Here is an 18522-nt window from a genome sequence, read left to right on the forward strand (position 1 = left end):
TTTCTTGTGATGTTTTATAAAAGAAAACCCCGACGCTATACGCACCGGGGTCCTTGGGTGTTGCAAATCGGATTTCTTATTGTCTCAGGTAATTTGAAATACGTAATTGCATATGCCTTTACGGCATCGGGTTTTCTTTTACTCTTTGGTCAGTTTGAATACTGCACTTTCGGCGTATTCGTTGATACGGATTTCTAGGCCGGCGTTCATCAAATACTCGCCACTGAAAGCTTTTCCGTCAGCCGAGAAATGGCTTTTGCCGTTTTTGTTCAGCTCCGTGATACGGTAGCGGGCTTTGGCGTCGAGGCCGTCAAGACGGATGATCGGAAATTCCTCGCGGTTATGGTGCTGGATGCTATAGGCAAAGAGAATGGCTTCGTCTTTTTCAGGCTTCGCATACATGATCGACGCCCAACCGTCACGCTCGTACGGCGAGTGCAGGCGGTAAAGGTCTCCGAACTGTACAACCGGGCGGATTTCGGCTTTGTAAGTCTCGATCGCTTTTTTCGAGAATACCTTCTCTTCGGCGTTCATGTGCTTTGGCTGAAGCTCAAGTCCCAAACGGCCCGACATGGCCACATCGAAACGGAATTTGAGCGGCGACAAACGCCCTGTCTGGTGGTTAGGCTGGGCCGAAACGTGAGAGCCCGTGGCGATGGCCGGATAAATATGGTTTGTGCCCCACTGGATGAAAATCCGCTCGTAAGGGTCGGTATCGTCGCTGGCCCAGAATTCGTGGTGATAAGGGAGAGAACCATAATCCAAACGTCCGCCACCGGACGAGCACACCTGAAGAATAACGCTAGGATGTTTGGCCACTAAGCGATCGTAAATTTTGTAAAGGCCTTTGGTGTAATCTACCCAAAATCTGGACTGTTCCTTTTTGGGCAAATGAGTGGAACCGATGTTTTCCACATGGCGGTTCGAGTCCCACTTTACGTAAGCGATTTTCGGATTGGCGGAGAGGATATTATCGATAGAGGTAAAGACAAAATCCTGCACTTTTGGATTGGTAAGATCAAGCAAAAGCTGGTCGCGCCATACTTTCAACTCCCTGTTCGGGCGCTGAACGATCCATTCCGGATGATTTTCCGCCAATTCGCTTCGTGGATTTACCATCTCCGGCTCAATCCAGATTCCAAAGTTGATATTCTGCGATTCGGCGTGATTAACCAAATGCGGAATACCTCTCGGAAGTTTTTTCTTGTTCACCTGCCAGTCACCGAGGCCAGCGTCGTCGTTATTACGCGGGTATTTGTTACCGAACCAGCCGTCGTCAAGAACGAACATCTCAACTCCCATCGCCGAGGCGTCGTTCATCATATCGGTCAGCACTTTCTCGTCGAAATCGAAATAAGCGCCTTCCCAGCTGTTAAGCACAATCGGACGTTCTTTTGCGCCGTCGCGCAGGGCGTATTCGCGTGCCCAACGGTGAAGGTTACGGCTGGCTAAGCCTTTGCCTTGGTCCGAATAAGTCCAGACCATTTTCGGAGTTTCGAAAACCTCGCCTTTGGCCAACGGATAAGCCGAGCCAAATGGATGGGCACCGGCAAGTACATGCAACTGCCCTTGGTGATCGCGGTGGAAAGCCATGCGGAAGTTGCCCGACCAAGCCAGGGCTCCGGCGTAAACTTCTCCGTATTTTTCCTGCCCAGGGGCGTCAACGGAAAGCATAAACGATCCGTTTTGGAAACGCGAGCTACGTGTTCCCGATTTGGAATCAATCACTTTCGTTCCTTCGAAAAGCTCCTCTTCCATACTTCCCATCTCCGAGGCCCAATCGCCAGCGAAGTGAGTCAGGTGGTAACTTTTACGCTTGAAATGAGCGAACGAGGAAGCGAACTCTTCCAGCATTACCGGTTTTTTTCCCGAATTCGTTACGCTCATACGTTGCGTTATCACATTCTCTTTTGCGTAAGCGTCGTAAAATATTTTTACCGTAAGCGGATACACCCGGTCTTTGAGCGTAAGCTCGGTGTGAGTAATGTTGCGGTCATTGGCATCAAGCCAAGTGCGTTGTCCTTCGAATTTCAGATCAGTGCTGAGGTTTCCGTCTGCATGGGTCACTTTCAGCATCGGGTCGTAAATATAGCCAGCTCCGAAGGTCGGGAACGCTTGCCTTAAGTCGTAGCGGTAGCCATAGTTTGGCGCTAAGTCCCTACTCTCCAAAGTCACCTCTTCCGGATGGGCCAAGCGCTTTCCGAAATGACGGAAAACGGGAATCCCATTCTCATCAACGGACAGGACTATGGAAACATCATCAGTATTTACATGTATGATTTTGCCTGTAGTTTGGGCCTTTAACGTTCCGGAAAAAACGATGACCAAAGCCAAAAGCAAGGAAGCGGGCTTCCATTTATTCAAAAAAAGCTTTCTCATAAAAATATCGTTTGAATTCAAATTCATCTGCCAAGGCATGGACAAGCAACCACTAAGTTGTCGATAGCCCATGTAGCGCACAAGCGCAAATGGATGACTTTACGCAAAGCTTTGCGCAATGGGGTTTGAAAAACGGTATAACACTGCCCGCCTCAGTATATATAGATGTCGTTAAATGAGAAAAACCCTTAGTCTTTATCTGAAAAAATGTCTGAGGAAAAAACTGCACACTAACTCACAACACATATAACATGTTGATAATCTGAATAATACTTTCGTATTTAAAAATAGAAAAGCTGATCTCGATAATCGTCGAAACCTAAGCGATGGTAACAGGCTGAATATCCACATCCGACTTGGCTCTTTGCCTGGCTTTGAAGTATCGCTCAACATCTTTGGGCGAGTCCAGTTTATAGTCGCCTTGCAAAAAGCTCATCAATTCATCGGAAAGATGATTCATTGCTTTATAATCAGTGGCTTGTTCCACATTCCAAAAGTGATATATCCAGTCGGAATAGATTTTTTCGAAAACGGTCATCTCATTTAGGCTGATCCATTTTATCCGTAAGGTCAAATGCGAAGGCGTATTGTTGCGCAAAGCGTTTTCGGTGAAACGACGGAATTCGCAGTCGGCGAAACGGGCTGTCCAGCCGGGAAGCAGTACGGTAAGGGTTCCGTTATAATCTTTGGCCGGGAAATTTCCTGTCGCTCCTTTATAGTAAAAGCTCATACCTTTTCCGCTGGCTACATCCAGCTCTGTTATACGTTCGGCGTAACGAGCAACTTCTCGGGCGTAGTAAAGCGCCTTTTCGTTATCTGGATCCTTTTTGTTATCATAAAACACTTTGCTCGTTATGGGCAAAGTCTCTCCGCCGTTTGTCCATAATGGCCTATACTCGTTTTTAAATATTTCCACCGGCCTAAGTTCGCAACCTTCGGGCGCTTCCATTTTCTCCAAGGCTTTGATACTTGTGGCCAAATTCGGAAAATTGCCATACAACTTTCCTTCAGGATGACCGTCTTTATACAGTTGGATACCGTAGCGTTCATGTCGTTCCAGTTCTACGGAAAACTCTCCCCCGTTCTCTTTTTTCATTTTGAGTAACGTCACCAAGACCGTTTCCTGCAACTCCTCGGGACTTACAGAAGGCTCAATACTAAACTCCACACCTCGGCATTTAAACGTCACACCAACAAATGGAATACGATGGCGATGCCTCAGCAAAGTATGGTCAAGCACGTATAAACCTTCACTTTGATAATTCCAATCAATCAAAAGGTTTTTGAGGGAAAATACGGCCAAGGTTGCGTCACTTTTTTTACTGTAAATAGCCAGTGTGCGCCAAACTGATATTTGGTCTTTATTCCCCGCACTGTCGTCTAACGATTCCAAAACAAAACTTACTCTGTCTTCGGAGGTAATCACAAGATGCGAAGTATTGCAAGAATAATTCTTGGGATAAAAATCATTACCCTTTACCTTTTCCAACCAAGTGGATTTGTTCGAATCACTTCTGAATAACAGAACCGTATAATTGTATTTTCTCGAGTATATTTCGAGTAATCGATAGTTATCTTCAAAAATTCCTTTTCGGAATAAATCTTCGTCTATTTCGATATCTTTCAGTAAAAATCTATTTACTTCTTCTTTAATATTTTCGGGATTATCCTTTATTCCGGTGAGTTTACTCTTTCCTGTAAATAATTTATAATCGGTAGGGAACGGTTTTTCTGAACTTGGTTTATGAAAAGCCACCTTAGGAAAAAGACTGCTTGCAAACCTGGACGGCCGTAAAGGCAAATCCAGTTTTAACCTAATGCGTCTTTCCAACACCGAATAGTTTTCCCGGAGCCAATATCCGTCACGAGGCAAAGGAGAGAGCGATTTTGAGGAACTAAGTTTACGTTGTTCCGTCACGATTTTGGCTAAGGGTTTCACCTCTGTTTGGGCCTTGTGGCCGGGATAGAAATCAAATTTATGGAAAGGAAGATCATGATAATCCTCTCCGAAACGAACCATCAGATGCCTTAAAAAAGTAAGTCTGCGGTTTTCCAAATCATCTATCCTACGGATTATCTTTTCTTTTACTTCAGCAAGATTTACCGAGTCTCCCGAATCCAATAATTGTCCCAGATATACAATATCAATCGGTACTTGGGCCAAATAAGCCGTTTCTAACTCAGGATCTAAAGAATATAACTTTCCGAAGTTATTTATTTCTGACAAATGATTGCTCATCAGATGTTCGAATAACATCATAAAGCCTTTAAGCTGTAAAAGCTCTGGAGCACAATTCTGCTGGCGCTTTTCTGTTTCGGATTTATCGGAAGAAGTAGTTTCTTTTCGCTTTTTAACGCTTTTTCCTTCTAAGGGAAAACCTCCGTCTCTAAGTCTTTCCAGATTACTGAAAACTTCTTCCTTGGAAATCGAAACGATACTGCCTTTCTTAAAATATTTAAAGAAAAGTGGATTATTAATATCATCAAGATGGATCGACGCCAAACGGGGCGAATTCATCCAGCCAATGGCTACTGCTTCGGGCTTTTCCTTGCCTTCCAGCCTGTCAGTGTAGTTGACATAGCCTTCGCCAGATTTCCAGACCAAAAGGTTAAAACGCTTAATCGACTTTATACCAGTAATATCGGCCAGAAGATTGATAAACTCGCCATTCTGAAAATAGGAATCCTTGGTTCTGAGATCATGATCCAGGATTAATCCGCAACGCAAAGCCGGACCTTCGAAGATCTCATCGGCCGACATTCCCATTTTTTTCGCCTCCTGTAGCGTATATCGCTTTAAAGGACGTGTGATGTAATCGTTTAGACGAGCCAACACTTGGGCATGAACATCGTCCGCCGAACAATCATCTTCCAAAACTATTTCGCAATCGACGAAGAGTTCCTGCGGATCTTGAATAACAATTCCACAAACATCTTCGCCCAGATTCCGATTTTCGGCCAACAGTTCATAGATTTCTTCTTTTATCCGCTGTCCATGAAGCTTTTTGTCGAAACCTTCGGCCAATTCCACCCGCAGGATATATAAACCAGATACGGTGTCTGGCCTGTCGTTTCCAAGCTGATCGAACCAAACGTTTCGGACCCTCTCCACTCGGTCTATAATCAATTTTCGCCAATGATTTACAGTTACGGGAGTGCCTGACAGAATTTCAAACGGTGGCAAGAATGAGGTCTCACTTTCATTTTTTCTATAAGTAAGAAGTTTCTTGACATCCAGCCCTGTACGGTTTGCCATATCAGACAAAACATAGCAAAGCTGATCCAAAACGCTTAGATTGGAATCGATATTAACTCCCTCTGTCAGGCTTTGGATAAAAGCCATTCCCACTTGTTTTAAAAAACTGAAATCCAGCGCTTTAATATCTTGTTTTGTTTTCAGTATCCCGTATTGATTTTCCATTCAAAAAATGGTTATCACCGCTTTTCATTCAATAGCTGACTCAACTTCCCGGACCCGATTCGGGTAACAAAATTTGGTTTCCAATCAGGAGTATTAGTTTGTGGAAAATGAATTTGCATATGTTGAATGTATTTAATAAAAATTATTCATTACTTAAGATAGTGATGATTCTTTTTAAGACAAAAAAATTATTTAATTATACGTTTTTTAGAGGTCGTGGAACCTAAAAAAAAGCCATCTGTCTTTTGGGTTAAATTACCCTGTTTCCAAAGAGGTTGGTGAGGTTTTTCAAAAGATCACGCTCTGTTTTAGGAATGTTATCTATTCAGAATAATTAGATATTTCCTTAATGGTTTTACTCCCCTGTTTTTTCTCTATTCAGTTTTTTGGGGGGAATTGTGAAGACAAAATCAGCCCTAATTTTATATTCCCATTTTCGGTATTATACAATAAAGCCATCCTTGCTAGATGGCTTTTGTTCGGAGCTTGAGAGCTCTAGGCTTTATAAGAACAGGCGGAGCATTTGCTCCGGTTTTCTCTATTTTTTGTAACCGAAGTTATTCTACTATAATCTCATCAGCGAAGATCCAGGCCGGTTTTCCAGCACCAGAGTGGTCGTCCGGCAATGGAGCCGGAAGAGCTTCAATCTTCAGACTACGAATATCTTTCACATCACAGTCAACACTGATTTCAGTTACGCTTTTGCCTTGTGACGCTTTAGTATCCGGAAGGCGCTTATAAGCGAAAGCTTTGTGGCCTTGTTTTGTCTTTGAAGAATAAAGTTTGAACTGGTTCGGAGGCAGAATCCAGGACCCTTCATCTGAAAGGAAACGAACGGTTACGCGTTTTACGTCGCGAGCCTCTTTCCAGTCAAGACGAACGAGCATTCCTTTTTTACCGAAGCCCGCCCAATCCGGATAGTCCAAACTCGGAGCCGTCTTGCGATCAAGCAACAATGAAATATTCTTTTCGAATCTCGGATCAGGGTCCGTCTCCGGCGTAAGCTTGGCGGTGGCTCCACTTTTGGCTTTGTAGTAACCTACCTTCAGCGTACGGCTTTCTTCAGATCCTTTCTTAAAAGCCTTGGCCTTAACGTCAGCCGATTGTTCAAGTTTTACGGGCTGTGTGTAAAGCGCCGATTGGGCGTTAGGTTCCGTACCATCGGTGGTGTAGCGGATCTCGGCGCCTTCGGTTGCGCAGAAGAGTTCCATATTCATTTTCTTTCCGAAAACGATACGGTCCTCTTTGGTGTACGGTGCGAAAACTTTTGTCGGCAACATCTCCCCTACGTTTCCGGCGACGGCTTCGGGAGTTTTTCCGAAACGGATTTTTGAGAATACCGGAAAGTGATCGGATACGTAAAGATTTCCTTCGGTAAGGCGAACCGTGTAGTGCTTATCGAGCCAAACGCGATCGTTTACCAAAATATGATCTATCAAGAGTTTGTCTTTGCCATAGGCTTGATATGTGTAATCGTAAGGTTGGGACTCTTTGGCGATTACGCGGCTGTCCGAGAGCTTCTGCAAACCTTGCCACTGCCCGGTAAGGATGGCGTAAGGGCTGTCTTTCGGCTCAAAGTTGAAATCCCCGGTTACGATCACCGGATCCTCTCCGGCCAATACTTTGGTTCTGGCCAAAAGAAGTTTCGCGCTTTCTTCCTGAGCTTTATGCCCTTTGTGGTCAAAGTGGGTGTTTACGAACAGGAAGCGGTGACCGGAAACTTTGTCTTTGAAACGTCCCCAAGTGGCGATACGGCAAACCGCCGCATCCCAGCCCATACTTCCGGGAATCTCCGGCGATTCGGAAAGCCAGAAATTGCCTGTTTCCAAAAGTCTGAAACGCTTCTTTTTATAAATAATAGGAGCGTATTCGCCCTTTTTCTTTCCGTCTTCGCGCCCCACTCCACAGAAAGCGTAATCGTCTTCTTCCTTGAGAATATCGAAAAGCTGGTCCTCGTAGGCCTCCTGCAATCCCGCAATATCAGGGTTTTGTTCGTCAAAAAGCCTGTACACCAACGGAACCCTGTTTTTCCAAACGTTATCTCCGTCATTGGCCCGGCCATTCCTGATGTTGAACGACATAACTTTCAAAGGTTCATCAGGCTTTTTCTCGGCGCATCCCGAAAGGCCCAATATCAGCAGACCAAGGCAGGCCAAACCCCATCGTTGCGCTAATCTCTTTATCTTGTCCATTACCTTAATGGTTTTTGACTTATTTTGACAAAGCAAAAATAAACGATTCCGAGATCGATTTCCTGTATGAGGAACGAAATCGGAATCGTTTATTCCAAAAAGAGGCGCATTCTCGGCGCCTCTGCATTTTTGTCTTGACTTCTTATTCCACAATAATCTCGTCAGCGAACATCCAGGCTTTCGAGCCTCCGCCCAAGTGCCACGAAGGAAGAGTGCCTACGTTGCGGGCACGTACCTTAATATAGCGGGCCGATGTTCCGGCAGGAAGTTTCTGAGAGAATTCCTTGATGCGGATCACAGGGTGCGATGTCGGCACAGGATGCGTCAACTTACCGGCTTTGCGGAAGTTTTTGCCGTCTTTAGAGTATTCTACCTCATAAGAAGTTGGCAAGAACAACCAAGAGCTGGTATTCTCAAGGAATCGGGTCGAAACGGCTGTCAACGGCTTCACGCCACCCAAATCCACGGTGGCTACCAAATCGTCGCCTTGGAATCCGCTCCATTTCCCGTCGCGGAGATTTTCGGTGCCCAACTGGCCGTCGAGCAATGTTTTGGTGCCCGGGTTGTAGGCTTTGCCCGCCGGTTTTTCCAAAGAGATTTTAGGGAAACCTTTGCCCGAAACGTTAAACTTGGCCTTTACGAATTTCTCTTCGAGAGTTGGGCTCGGAGCGAAACCGTCGGCGAAGGCTTTGGCCTTGAGCGTAGTGGTTTTTCTAAGCTTCAGGCTGGCTTTGTATACCGGCGATTTAGCCGTAGGCTCGGTTCCGTCGGTAGTGTAGCGGATCACCGACTTCTGGGTAGAGGCCAAGCTTACTCGCTTGTCGCTTTTGAAAACCCTTCCGGCTTCGTTTACGAAAGGCATGTAAAGTTTGGCCGGCAATTTGGCCACAGCGTTGTTTCCGAAAGCTTTAGACTCCGGACGGTCGGCTTTAGCCGTGCCCAAGTTTTTGTTCGGTTTCGGACCCATTACGAATACGAGTTCGCCACCGGCTTCCAAGTCGCTGTGCTTGATGAACGTTTTGGCGTAAGGCTTTCCGTTCAATGTCATCGACTGGACATAAACGTTTTTCTTAGAATTGTTCTGGGCTTTTACCGTAAAGGTTTTACCTGATCCCATAGTCACAACCGCCTCGTCGAACAACGGGCTACCGATGATATATTCGCCACTGGCGGGGTTTACAGGGTAGAATCCGAGCGCGCTGAAACCTAACCAAGATGACATCTGACCGCAATCCTCGTTGCCCGAAAGGCCGTCTGGCTGGTCAGTGTACATCTCTTCCATGATGTCGCGAACGCGGGCCTGTGTTTTCCAAGCTTCGCCTGCGAAGTTGTAAAGGTAGGCTACGTGGTGGCTCGGCTCGTTGCCTTGGGCGTACTGTCCGATCAGTCCCGTAACGTCAGTGCTGTGACCTGTCATTTCGGTTTGCTGTTCGAAGAGCGAGTCGAGCATGAAAGTGAATTGCTTGTCGCCTTTGTGCAGGCCGATCAAACCTTCCACATCGTGTGGAGCGAAGAAGCCCCACTGCCAAGCGTTGCCTTCAGTGTAGTCTCCCGATCCCAAAGCCGACGATTCCAACGGGTTGGTCTTGCGGTTCCAGCGTCCGTTAATCTCACGGCCACGGAAAAGTCCCATCTGGCTGTCGAAGTATTTTTGGTAAGACTGCGAACGGGTGGTGAAGTATTCGTAGTCTTTCGTTTTACCCAACTTCTTGGCTACCTGCGCGATGCACCAGTCGTCAAAAGCGTATTCCACAGATTTTGAAACGGAGTTCGATTCCTTGTCGCAAGGGATAAAGCCCATCTCCTTGTAGTAGTTCAGGCCCGAGATATCGGCCATGGCGCTGTGCTTCATAGCTTTGTAAGCGCGCTCGGCGTCAACGCCCGACTGTCCTTTGAGGATGGCGTCGGCGATAACCGGTACCGAATGGTAACCGATCATACAGTTGGTCTCGTTGCCGTGGAGTTCCCAGATCGGCAACATTCCGTATTGGTCGTATTTGTCAAGCAAAGAACGGGTAAACTGGTCGTTCTTCTCAGGTGCGATAATCGTGAAAAGCGGGTGTGTGGCACGGAACGTATCCCAAAGCGAAAACAGCGTGTAGTGCTCTTCACCTTCTTTCACTTGGTGGATTTTGCGGTCCATGCCTGTGTATTTTCCGTCAACGTCGGAGAATACATAAGGCGCTACCATAGCGTGGTAAAGTGCTGTGTAATAAGTACGCAAGTCTTTGTCCGAACCGCTTTTGACAGCGATTTTGGCCAAAGCCACTTCCCACTCGTCCTTTGACTCTTGGCAAACTTCGGCGAATGATTTCCCTCCGATTTCCTCGTCAAGGTTAAGTCTGGCGCCGTCGATAGAAGTACCCGAGATACCTACCTTGGCGGTGATTTTCTCGCCCGCTCCGGTTTTGAAACGCAATGCGGCTTTGAGGTTTTTAGATTTCTTCTCCGTAACTCCTGCTACCGGCTGGTCTTCGGCAAAGATCTCGATCGCTTCGAAAGGCTTTGAGAATTTGGCCACGAAGAATACGGTATGGTCCATTGCCCAACCTTTTGAGCGGCGGTAACCCACAACCTCCGTATCGGAGATTTTCTTGATAAAACCTTCTCTAGGGCCATCGGAAACGCCGTGCTTCAAGTCGATAATAATGTTCGACTGGGCAGACTCAGGGTAAGAGTACTGGTGGTAACCAGCGCGTCTGGTACTGGTCAGGGCCACGTCAACGCCATAGTCGTCAAGGTGAACTTCGTAGTAGCCGGCACTGGCTTTTTCTTTGGCTTTCGAAAAACGGGAACGGTAACCTTCGTCAGGGTTTTCCTTAGATCCCGCAACGATTTTCACGTCGCCTACGGTCGGCATAAACATGATATCGCCCAAATCAGGACCGCCGGTACCGCTAAGGTGCGTGTGCGAGAATCCCATGATGGAATTATCCGAAGCGTGATAACCGCTACACCAGTCCCAACCACGGATTCCGGTGTCGGGGCTCAGCTGTACCAACGCAAACGGGCGGGTAGCTCCGGGGAACGTGTGCCCGTGTCCGCCAGTACCGATAAACGGATCTACGTAATCCGAAAAATTCGTTTTGGGCCCAGAGGAACAGGCCATGAGAAACGCCGCAAAAAGCGCCGTGAGAAAATGGATTCTTAATTTCATAATCGCCAGATGTTTCTTGATCATCCAAAAAGGTGCCCTGAAAAAAGATAGCCCGCAGTTGCGCCTGCCAGATTCAGAGTACTACGAAAATAGGCCAAAACGCCAATGTTTCGGATACTTTGGCGCTTACAAGCGGGTTACATTCTGGATTTGTTCTCGATTTTCGTCAAGTTTTGTAATAAAATACCAAAACTCAAGACAATGGTCAAGCGCCTTTTCTTTTCCTTTTTCTTCGTGAGTCAAACCACGACTTACCGTCAAAGCGGATATGGCAAACCCTTCCGGAAAACGGGCTGGTAACGGTAGCCTCAAAAAATCTCTCGCTTGCATCCATCCAAGGAGACTCGAGCGTTTTGCCGTCTAATGTAAAATCCGTTACGCCCAATTCTTGGAACGTCTTCGCATACCTTCCTTTCTTATGGCGAAAGCTACGCTGGGCGTAATATACCTCGTACATCCACAAACGGACAATCTCGTCCTGATCATATTTGAACGGTTCCTTTCTGCCACCTACTTTTTTGTCCGAAAACTGAAGAAAACCCCAGCGTTCCGGGTAGTGCATATTGATCAAATACTGGGGCGACCAAACCCAGTTATCCTCGCGGATGCGTTTGCCGTTCTCCCGTCTCTTCTTGACGTATTTTCCTTTTTTGATCTCGTGCTTCCATTCCACCCTCGAAAAGTTGATCCGCCATTGTGTTCCGTGTCTGGGCAAGGCTCTGCCAAACTGGGTTTCGGAAAGGGAAGCCAAAGGCAAAGCCACTTCCACGCTCCAGCCTTTGTCGGTGTCAGACGGGTCGTTTATCGTCCCGTCCACACTCACGGCCGATTTGAGGCCTTTCATATCCCAACCGTTAACATGCAAACCACCTTCACGATAAGGTTTATCCAACATAAGGTCCCATTTGGTACCCAATACGTTTATCTCAAACTCATGATATAAGTGGGTGTCGGAATTCGGGTCGATGAAAATCTCGAAATCATTATCGTAATAGATTATGCTCTCATCCTTGGTAAGTTTTCCCCACAAATGCGGTTCCTCCAGCTCGGCCGATACGTACAGGTATTTGTCGTCCCAAAGCATCTTGGCTCTGGTCTTGAATCTCGGTGTCGGCTTTTCGCTTCCCTCGATGTCAATAAAAGCGTCTGTCCATTCGGCGTTGGCCCAATCCTTTTCGTCCAATTTGCCGTCTATCGTAACGGGGGCGGTTGTCCGGTAACAAACATAGCCCTTGGGTTTCGGGATCGGCTTTAAGCTTTTTTGAGCCATTGCGCAGGAGATACTCAGCGCCAACGCCAAAGTCCCCACTATCCAACTTCCTTTCATCATTGTCAACTTCAAAAAGTGATCGATATTCCCCAGAAACATAAGTTTCCAAACCGGGAATTATGAAAAAAGTCCGACTTAAGCCGGACTTTCAAAATATTGTTTAGAACGCTTGGTCCAGCGTCGTGATTTTCAGTTTCTTCCTCACCACTTCAGGTTCAAGCTTGGTCCTGAGGTGAATTTCCCGGGTATGGCCTGGGATTATATTGAAATAATTGTCGGAGAAGAATCCGTCTTCGTTCGGTACGGCCAAGTATACGTTTCTGGCCAATACGTCGGTGTCGAGTGTAATGACACAACCGTCAGTGGCTTTCTTCACGTCGGCTTTAACTGTCGGCTTAGCCAGCTTCACGTCTTTCGGATGCTCGAAGAAAAGGAAGTTTTCGGAATCAACCGATCCGTCCTCAGACTTCAAAGTCACGTACATGAAGGTTTCCTTTCCTGAGTCTCCTTTAAGGAACGCTTTGCGGGTAGTTTCCCAATAAACGTTGCTACCGTTCGGCTTCACGCTGATTTCGGTCTCGCGGTTTTGGAGGACTTTACCTTTGTTATCGATCAAGCTGATATTAAGCTTGGCTTTCACAGGTTCCAGTTTATCGGAAACTGCGAACACCTTGATCACGCCCGTACTGTCCATATCCGGCGATACGAGTACGGGTTCGAAGGCTTTCTTGATATAATAGTGAGTCGCTTTCCAGTTGCCGTAATAGTCGATACCAGACCAAGAAGCCACCGGCCAGCAGTCGTTCAACTGCCAGTAGAGCGATCCCATACAGAACGGCATTGCGCGGCGGTGGGCCTCGAAACCGATTTTAAGACCCTCAGCCTGAAGAACTTGACCTACGTAAACGAATGATTCGAAATCTTTCGGCTCATCGTAATACATATCCATGTAAAGCTTGATGGTTTTGTTACCGATCGAGCTTCGCTGGTGGGCTTTCATTACGTCGGACTCGATGGCCCAATCTTCAGGCACCGAATATTTCTTGATGGATTCCATCTCGGGGAACGACTGGAATCCGTATTCGCTCATAAAGCGGGCGATGTATTTCTTGTAGCTTTCGAAAGGTAATTTACCCCACCAAACACCCCAGTAATGGTTGTCGCCGTTGGCGCGGTCTTCGGCTTTCGGCCAATTGTGCAACGGCGAAGAAGCGAGGTAGAACTTGTCGTCAAGCTCCGAAGTCACTTTAGGAAGAAGCTCGTGGAAAACAGCCTTGTAGTCGTTGTACAGGTTAATGGAATCTTGCTCCGAATAACCGTAAGACTTCTGCCATCCCCAGCTTTCCCAAGCGCCCTGGATTTCGTTATTTCCGCACCACAACGCGATCGACGGGTGGTTACGCAGACGTTTCACGTTGTAAACGGCCTCTTCCTCTACCCTTCTGAGGAAATCGTCGCTGCCCGGGTACATGGTGCAGGCAAACATAAAGTCTTGCCATACCAACAGTCCCATTTCGTCGGCCAGTTCGTAGAAGTAATCGTTTTCGTAGATACCGCCACCCCACACGCGAATCATGTTCATGTTGGCGTCTTTGGCGCTTTCGAGCAAGTAACGGTAACGCGCCGAATCAACCTCGGTCACGAAGTTGTCCGAAGGAATATAGTTGGCGCCTTTCATAAAGACAGGCTCTCCGTTCACTTTGAAGAAGAAGCTTGTGCCCATATCATCAGGCTTGTTTACCACCTCGATGGTGCGGAAGCCAAAGCGTTCGCTCTTTTCGGAAACGATAGAATTTCCTTTTTGCAACGAAGCTGTCATATCATAGAGATTCGCCTCTCCGAGTCCGCTCGGCCACCAACGTTTAGGTTTCATTACTTCCAGAGGAAGGCTGATTTTGTTGGCGCCTTTTTTAAGTTCGAAGCTTTTGCTATTGGAGAAAGTAGCTTCTCCGTCTTTTCCGTTTACAGAAAACGTATAGCTACCAGGCGTTAGGGCTTCCACCTCGGCGGAAACAACCAATTCGGCTTTGTCGTCTGTCAAAGACTTCTGCGTGTATTGCACCCATTTAATGTCGGCCGAGTTCCAAGACTTCAAAGCCACCGGACGGTAAATGCCGCTAGTTACGAAGCGTGGACCCCAGTCCCAACCGTAGTGGTAAGGCGCCTTACGCGTAAATACACTGAGTTTCTTTTCGTGCTGGTCGTTGTCGGCCGGGTAACGGTACGGCGAGGCTTCCCACTCGTCCATCACCTCGTTTACCGGCGAACGGAATACGACGCGGAGTTCGTTATCTTTGGCTTTGAGAGCGCCTTTGCAAGGCACTTCGTAGCCAACGAACATATTGTCGGATTTCAGAATCAGACTGTCGTTCAGGAATACGTCGGCGTAGGTATCGAGGCCCGGAAATTCCAAGGCCACCACGTCGCGGTCAAGGACGCCTTCGGGAGTATCGAAAACCACGCTGTACTCCCAGTCTTTCGTTTCAATCCACTGCTGGTCTTTCTCGTTGGTTCTGTAGAAAGGGTCTGAAATCTTCTTGTTAGCGAGCAAATCCGTATGCACCGTTCCTGGTACCGTAGCAGACATCCACTCATTTTTGTCCGCTTGCCGGAACTTCCAGTCCCCCTCCAAGGCCTGTTGGTCAAAGCCCTTATTCGGCTGGCATGCCCAAGCCGTGAGCGCCACCAACCAGTAAAACCATCTCTTCATCATCGTAGAGTTCTGTTATATGCTAAACCGCTTTTGCCGTTGAAAAAAGTTCATCCAAAATCTTGCGTGTGTCCACGACTTTCTCACCAGCGGCACGGATCAAGGAGTTTTCAGGAATAGCACCTGAGCTACTCATATTGATTTCGCTTTCGCGATATTCCATTAGGCCGTCCACCAGTTCCATTGCCGAAAAATGACATTCGTTCGCATCCGTACGAGTAACGATATCGGCCACATTCGAAGGATTCACCCCGCTACCCGGCATGATCGAAATTCTTCCCGCCGCCTGCTCGTTCACCCTTTTGATCAGATCCGCTCCCAAGTCGGCCGTGGCCTTCTGTCCCGAAGTAAGAATCCTAACACATCCGCAATCAATTACGTCTTCGAGGGCTTTTAAGGGGTCTCTCGCAACGTCAAATGCCCTGTGAAAAGTAACTGGCAACGGAGCTGCCAATTCCACGAGTTCTTTCGTGCGGGCTTTGTCCACTGTGCCATCCGCTTTCAACACGCCTATTACGATTCCGTCCGCACCGAGGTTTTTGGCCGTTTGTATATCATACTTCATGATCTCGAACTCGCTCTCGGTATAGCAAAAATCACCGCCGCGGGGCCGAATAATCACATACAAACCAATACCTATGTTCCCTCTTACGTCTGCGATCAATCCAGCGCTTGGCGTAGTCCCGCCCTCCAACGGTCCTGAACAGAGCTCGACGCGGTCGGCTCCGGATGCTTCAGCTATACGCGCTGATTCCGTGTTATACACACAGATTTCGATCAGCTTTTGATGTCCCATTCTTAAAAATCATGAAGGTCCGGCTATGGGAATAACCTATAGCCGAACTTGTGAATATTTCTTTACCTGATTCGGAAAAAAGGTTTTACCTCAATTTCCATCAGTTCCATTTGAGTCTGAATTTGGCATCTTCCAAACGGTTGCCGTCAGAATTGCACACAGAAAAGTTGAAGCCGGAACGCACACTATGTCCGCCGTACTCGCCGTCCTTGTTCAATGCCAAGATTCCAACCTGCAAGTTCGGCATGTCCGGATGGTTCTTGTGAACTCTCATAATTCGCTCAATCGCCAACTTGGCGGCCTGTGCCGGCGAGTGTCCCTGACGCATCATCTCAACGGTGATGGTTGTAGCCGCAGTACGAATTACCGCTTCGCCCAAGCCCGTAGCGACAGCGCCACCAACTTCGTTATCGACAAAAAGTCCGGCACCGATAAGCGGGGAATCGCCTACACGGCCCGGAAGTTTCCAAGCGGCTCCACTTGTAGTACAAGAACCCGAGATATTTCCATTAGCGTCCAAAGCCAGCATTCCGATGGTATCATGGTTCTCGATATTGATCACCGGCTTGTAGTTCGACTTCTTCAACCAGTCTTTCCACTGTTTTTCAGATTCAGGAGTCAACAAGTTTTCTTTCTTGAATCCCTGAGACCTTGCGAATTTGTAAGCGCCTTCTCCCACGAGCATTACGTGCGGAGTTTCTTCCATCACTTTACGGGCTACGGAAATCGGGTGCATAATATTTTGAAGACAGGCTACCGAACCGCAGTTGCTGTGTTCGTCCATAATGCAGGCGTCAAGCGTCACGTTTCCGTCACGGTCGGGGCGACCGCCATAACCCACACTTCTGTCTTTCGGATCGGCTTCGACCACCATCACTCCTCGCTCTACAGCGTCAAGTGCCCGACCTCCGGAAATAAGGGTTTTCCAAGCTTCTTCGTTGGCTTGGATTCCGTTCCTCCAAGTAGAAATCACGACGGGCTTCTGGCCTTTGCCCTTTTTTCTTCTTACGGCGCCGTTTGCCACACCCGAAAATGTCCCGGCCAATACGGACCCTAAAACCGTAGTCTTGAGAAATTTCCTCCTGCTACTCATGAGTAAAAATATGTTTATCCCGTTATTCGAAACGGCGTGAAACTAAGCAAAATCTCATGATCTTCCGCAGGTTAACGCAGAGGATCAGAGTACAGTAAAAATACGAATTTCAACCTTTTTTACCTTATTTTTAGCCTGTTAAATTGGGTAATGGCTAAACAAATCGCATTTATAATCATCCCAAATCAAAGGCTACGCTAAACGGCAGGGAAAGAAAATATAAGATGTTAAAAAATATAACTATACCCATTATATTATACAACAGAAAAAGCCGAGACGGAATACCGTCTTCGGCAAAATATTTGCGATCTTGGCAAAAAGCCGTATATTTGGCTCCTGCCTTTCCGCTCTACTGCGGATGAAAATGAGAAGGAGAGGCGTCCCAAAAAATGGGACTTTGTAAATTGTAGGTATTCAAAAATACTATGACACTCCGCTTTTTCCTACCCACTTACCACACTCACTCATCATTGAGAACCTCTCCTGTGATAAAAAATACTCAGCTATTGGCAACAGTCGCATGTTGCTTGTGAAATAAAAACCAGTTTATAATATTTTTACTCCCTTTTCGGCGAACGGATGCATATGCTCCGCTTCCGCCGGAAGATTGGTAACCAGCATGTCAATCTGATTTATCTTTCCCGCTACAAAGGGCTGAACGATATTCAGTTTATCTTCGGTGGCCAAGGATACTGTCCTTTCCGCTGCGCCTATCATCGCTTTCTTCACCAAGACTTCGTCCCTGTCGATATCGGTAACGCCTTGCTCCGGGTGTATACTCCGTGTGCCGAGAAAGAAAAGATCAGCTCTAACGTTATGTACACATTCGATAGCGTCGGCGCCTGTGGCTGTCTGTGCGTTTGGCACCAACCTGCCACCCACCATTATCGTCTCGACTTTCCTGTATTTGGCCAGCTCGGAAGCCACCGGAACACAGTTGGTGACAAAGGTTCCCCGGAAATCCTGGGGCAACATTTTCACGATTTCGAGGTTCGTAGTTCCCCCGTCAATCATAACCACCATATCGTCTCTCAACAAGCCAAGGGCCTTTTTGGCAATCAGGATCTTTTTTTCCTGACCGAAAACCTTGCGGTCTTCATAACTGAAGGGAATGTATGAGGTACTAGACATCGCACCGCCGTGCACTTTCCTGATTTTCCCGTTGTCAGACAACTCTCGCAAGTCTCTCCGTATCGTATCTTCCGACACCGAAAGTTCTAGGCTCAACTCGGAAGAAAGCACCTTGTTGTTAAGCCTTACTTGCCCCAGGATATAGTCTTGTCTCTCTCGCTTCAGCATATCTTAGATGAATCTGGAGAAACTGTCAACGCTGTTATCCGCTTTATTTCCCCGACATTTCAAACATAGCAAAAGCCTAATATCTTCCCAAACCTTTCCTGCATTTTTTGTAAAAAAACACGCATAAAAACGCAAACCCCAACAATAACGGGCATAAAACGGCACATAAAATTGCCGGTTTTACTGAAACATGCATAAATAACGT

9 protein-coding genes are annotated in these 18522 nt (G+C 47.1%); all 9 read right to left on the reverse strand.

The annotated features are described in order from the left end of the window. Positions 1-138 precede the first annotated feature (138 nt). The 9 genes from AABK39_RS25670 to AABK39_RS25710 all read right to left on the reverse strand — a co-directional run bounded on the left by AABK39_RS25670 (position 139) and on the right by AABK39_RS25710 (position 18317). Positions 139-2379, reverse strand: a complete 2241-nt coding sequence (locus AABK39_RS25670) for an alpha-galactosidase (protein ID WP_338395910.1) — start codon at positions 2377-2379, stop codon at positions 139-141. A gap of 319 nt (positions 2380-2698) precedes the next feature. Continuing rightward, complete coding sequence (locus AABK39_RS25675; RefSeq protein WP_338395911.1) at positions 2699-5800, reverse strand: hypothetical protein; 3102 nt, start codon at positions 5798-5800, stop codon at positions 2699-2701. A gap of 557 nt (positions 5801-6357) precedes the next feature. Further along, positions 6358-7992, reverse strand: coding sequence for a chitobiase/beta-hexosaminidase C-terminal domain-containing protein (locus AABK39_RS25680; protein WP_338395912.1), 1635 nt, complete (start codon positions 7990-7992; stop codon positions 6358-6360). 142 nt (positions 7993-8134) lie between these two features. Further along, a complete protein-coding gene (locus tag AABK39_RS25685; RefSeq protein WP_338395913.1) occupies positions 8135-11149 on the reverse strand; it encodes a GH92 family glycosyl hydrolase in 3015 nt (1004 codons plus the stop codon). Between the two features lie 205 nt (positions 11150-11354). After that, on the reverse strand, positions 11355-12518 hold the full coding sequence (locus tag AABK39_RS25690) for a carbohydrate-binding family 9-like protein (protein WP_338395914.1): 1164 nt from the start codon (positions 12516-12518) through the stop codon (positions 11355-11357). A 61-nt stretch (positions 12519-12579) separates the two neighbouring features. Beyond that, on the reverse strand, positions 12580-15132 hold the full coding sequence (locus AABK39_RS25695; protein WP_338395915.1) for a beta-mannosidase: 2553 nt from the start codon (positions 15130-15132) through the stop codon (positions 12580-12582). Between the two features lie 19 nt (positions 15133-15151). Further along, the gene (locus AABK39_RS25700; protein WP_338395916.1) at positions 15152-15925 is read right to left on the reverse strand and encodes a copper homeostasis protein CutC; all 774 of its coding nucleotides are present in this window, start codon (positions 15923-15925) and stop codon (positions 15152-15154) included. Positions 15926-16025: 100 nt separating this feature from the next. Beyond that, positions 16026-17018 (reverse strand): N(4)-(beta-N-acetylglucosaminyl)-L-asparaginase, encoded by a 993-nt coding sequence (locus tag AABK39_RS25705; protein WP_338395917.1) that lies wholly within the window; start codon positions 17016-17018, stop codon positions 16026-16028. Positions 17019-17564: 546 nt separating this feature from the next. Beyond that, positions 17565-18317, reverse strand: coding sequence for a DeoR/GlpR family DNA-binding transcription regulator (locus tag AABK39_RS25710; protein WP_338395918.1), 753 nt, complete (start codon positions 18315-18317; stop codon positions 17565-17567). Positions 18318-18522 lie beyond the last annotated feature (205 nt).

This window comes from Fulvitalea axinellae, from assembly GCF_036492835.1.
Lineage (GTDB): Bacteria > Bacteroidota > Bacteroidia > Cytophagales > Cyclobacteriaceae > Fulvitalea > Fulvitalea axinellae.